1 tRNA gene and 2 rRNA genes are annotated in these 3424 nt (G+C 54.5%); all 3 read left to right on the forward strand.

What is annotated here, in order from left to right:
• Positions 1 to 169 precede the first annotated feature (169 nt).
• A 23S ribosomal RNA gene (locus tag AVO45_RS10625) occupies positions 170 to 2996 on the forward strand.
• Between the two features lie 158 nt (positions 2997 to 3154).
• A 5S ribosomal RNA gene (gene rrf, locus AVO45_RS10630) occupies positions 3155 to 3269 on the forward strand.
• 76 nt (positions 3270 to 3345) lie between these two features.
• Positions 3346 to 3422: transfer RNA gene (locus AVO45_RS10635), tRNA-Met, on the forward strand.
• The last annotated feature ends 2 nt before the right edge of the window (positions 3423 to 3424 follow it).

Raw genomic sequence — 3424 nt, forward strand, 5'->3', positions numbered from 1 at the left:
GCGTTGTCCAAGTCAAGTACACTAACCAGGTGCATTCGAGAGAATGTCACCATGTTCTCGTTCACCGACATGAACGAGAGCGGGATAGTATGCTTTTGGTTCAGAAGGTGAGCCGGTTGTTACCAGCTGCCGGCGTGCAGGCCTTTGGGGTCTGTCTCTTTCTGGATCAGATCAAGCGCGAGAAGGGCGTTTGGTGAATGCCTTGGCAGCAAGAGGCGATGAAGGACGTGATACTCTGCGATAAGCTGCGGGGAGCCGAGAATAGGCTTTGATCCGCGGATTTCCGAATGGGGCAACCCACCTGAAAGCAACATATTGTCATCTGTGATGATCAATATGTTGCTTAACCAGGTACTTAAGACCTGAACACATAGGGTTTTAAGGGCGAACCCGGGGAACTGAAACATCTAAGTACCCGGAGGAAAGGACATCAATTGATACTCCCCTAGTAGCGGCGAGCGAACGGGGACCAGCCGAGCCTTGAGAGTGAGAAGAACCAGTTGGGAAACTGGGCCATAGCGGGTGACAGCCCCGTATTCGAAGCTCGATGGGACGTATTAAGTAGGGCGGGACACGTGAAATCCTGTCTGAAGATCGGAGGACCACCTTCGAAGGCTAAGTACTCCTTGCTGACCGATAGCGAACCAGTACCGTGAGGGAAAGGTGAAAAGCACCCCGACGAGGGGAGTGAAACAGTACCTGAAACCGGACGCCTACAATCAGTCGGAGGATCCTCGAGATCTGACGGCGTACCTTTTGTATAATGGGTCATCGACTTGGTCTCACGAGCAAGCTTAAGCCGTTAGGTGTAGGCGCAGCGAAAGCGAGTCTTAATAGGGCGCATGAGTTCGTGGGATCAGACCCGAAACCGAGTGATCTAGGCATGGCCAGGTTGAAGGTGCGGTAACACGCACTGGAGGACCGAACCCACATCCGTTGAAAAGGATCGGGATGAGCTGTGCCTAGGGGTGAAAGGCCAATCAAACTCGGAGATAGCTGGTTCTCTGCGAAATCTATTTAGGTAGAGCGTCATCCGAATACCCCGGGGGGTAGAGCACTGGATGGGTAATGGGGCCCCACAGGCTTACTGATCCTAACCAAACTCCGAATACCCGGGAGTACTAGATGGCAGACACACTGCGGATGCTAACGTCCGTAGTGGAGAGGGAAACAACCCTGACCGACAGCTAAGGCCCCCAATTCATGGCTAAGTGGGAAAGCAGGTGGGACGACCAAAACAACCAGGAGGTTGGCTTAGAAGCAGCCATCCTTTAAAGATAGCGTAACAGCTCACTGGTCTAAACAAGTTGTCCTGCGGCGAAGATGTAACGGGGCTCAAGCCATGAGCCGAAGCTTCGGATGCCGTAAGGCATGGTAGCAGAGCGTAGTGTGACATAGATCCATGCCTCCTTGATCCCTTCGGGGATATTGGAGGCGAGGATCTTTCGATGAAGCCGGGGCGTGAGCCATCCGGTGGAGAGATCACTAGTGAGAATGATGACATGAGTAGCGACAAAGAGTGTGAGAGACACTCTCGCCGAAAGTCCAAGGGTTCCTGCTTAAAGCTAATCTGAGCAGGGTAAGCCGGCCCCTAAGCCGAGGCCGAAAGGCGTAGGCGATGGGAACCAGGTTAATATTCCTGGGCCAGGAGGATGTGACGGATTGCAGGTGTAGTTCAGCCTTATCGGATTGGTTGGGCTGCTGAGCAGTTCCTGGAAATAGCCCTCCATCAGACCGTACCCTAAACCGACACAGGTGGACTGGTAGAGCATACCAAGGCGCTTGAGAGAACGATGTTGAAGGAACTCGGCAAAATACCTCCGTAAGTTCGCGAGAAGGAGGCCCGGTTCCTAGGCAACTAGGGGCTGGGGGCACAAACCAGGGGGTGGCGACTGTTTATTAAAAACACAGGGCTCTGCGAAGTCGCAAGACGACGTATAGGGTCTGACGCCTGCCCGGTGCCTGAAGGTTAAAAGGAGAGGTGAGAGCCTTGAATTGAAGCCCAGGTAAACGGCGGCCGTAACTATAACGGTCCTAAGGTAGCGAAATTCCTTGTCGGGTAAGTTCCGACCTGCACGAATGGCGTAACGACTTCCCCGCTGTCTCCAACATCGACTCAGCGAAATTGAATTGCCTGTCAAGATGCAGGCTTCCCGCGGTTAGACGGAAAGACCCCGTGCACCTTTACTACAGCTTCGCACTGGCATCAGGACTGCAATGTGCAGGATAGGTGGTAGGCTTCGAAGCAGGGACGCCAGTTCCTGTGGAGCCTCCCTTGAGATACCACCCTTTGCATTCTTGATGTCTAACCGCGGTCCGTCATCCGGATCCGGGACCCTGCGTGGCGGGTAGTTTGACTGGGGCGGTCGCCTCCTAAAGCGTAACGGAGGCGCGCGAAGGTTGGCTCAGAGCGGTCGGAAATCGCTCGTTGAGTGCAATGGCAGAAGCCAGCCTGACTGCGAGACTGACAAGTCGAGCAGAGACGAAAGTCGGCCATAGTGATCCGGTGGTCCCGAGTGGAAGGGCCATCGCTCAACGGATAAAAGGTACGCCGGGGATAACAGGCTGATACTGCCCAAGAGTCCATATCGACGGCAGTGTTTGGCACCTCGATGTCGGCTCATCTCATCCTGGGGCTGGAGCAGGTCCCAAGGGTACGGCTGTTCGCCGTTTAAAGAGGTACGTGAGCTGGGTTTAGAACGTCGTGAGACAGTTCGGTCCCTATCTGCCGTGGGTGTAGGAGACTTGAGAGGAGTTGCCCCTAGTACGAGAGGACCGGGGTGAACGATCCACTGGTGGACCTGTTGTGGCGCCAGCCGCAGTGCAGGGTAGCTATGATCGGACAGGATAACCGCTGAAGGCATCTAAGCGGGAAGCCCCCCTCAAAACAAGGTCTCCCTGAGGGCCGTGGAAGACCACCACGTCAATAGGCCGGAGATGTAAGCGCAGCAATGCGTTCAGTTGACCGGTACTAATCGCCCGATAGGCTTGATTTGATCCAGTAATGGACAGACCAACAAGCATACGCACCTTGATCATGGACAACGACAATTGATTGAAAACCGTGCGGCAACGCGACTTTATCTGCGATAAAGACGCTGACTGCCGCCCGTCGCTTTTGCGCCGCAGAAGTCGACGTGGGGATTTTCCTCGGTTTGGTGGTCATAGCGCGAGCAAAACACCCGGTCCCTTCCCGAACCCGGAAGTTAAGTGCCGCCGCGCCAATGGTACTTGGGCTCAAGCCCTGGGAGAGTAGGTCACCGCCAAACCTAGAAAAATCCCCAAATCTCTCAAAAACGATGAAAACAAAAAGGGCCTCAATACAACAACGCCCAACAATCTTGCCGCGGGGTGGAGCAGCCAGGTAGCTCGTCAGGCTCATAACCTGAAGGTCAGAGGTTCAAATCCTCTCCCCGCAACCAAA

This window comes from Ruegeria marisrubri, assembly GCF_001507595.1.
Lineage (GTDB): Bacteria > Pseudomonadota > Alphaproteobacteria > Rhodobacterales > Rhodobacteraceae > Ruegeria > Ruegeria marisrubri.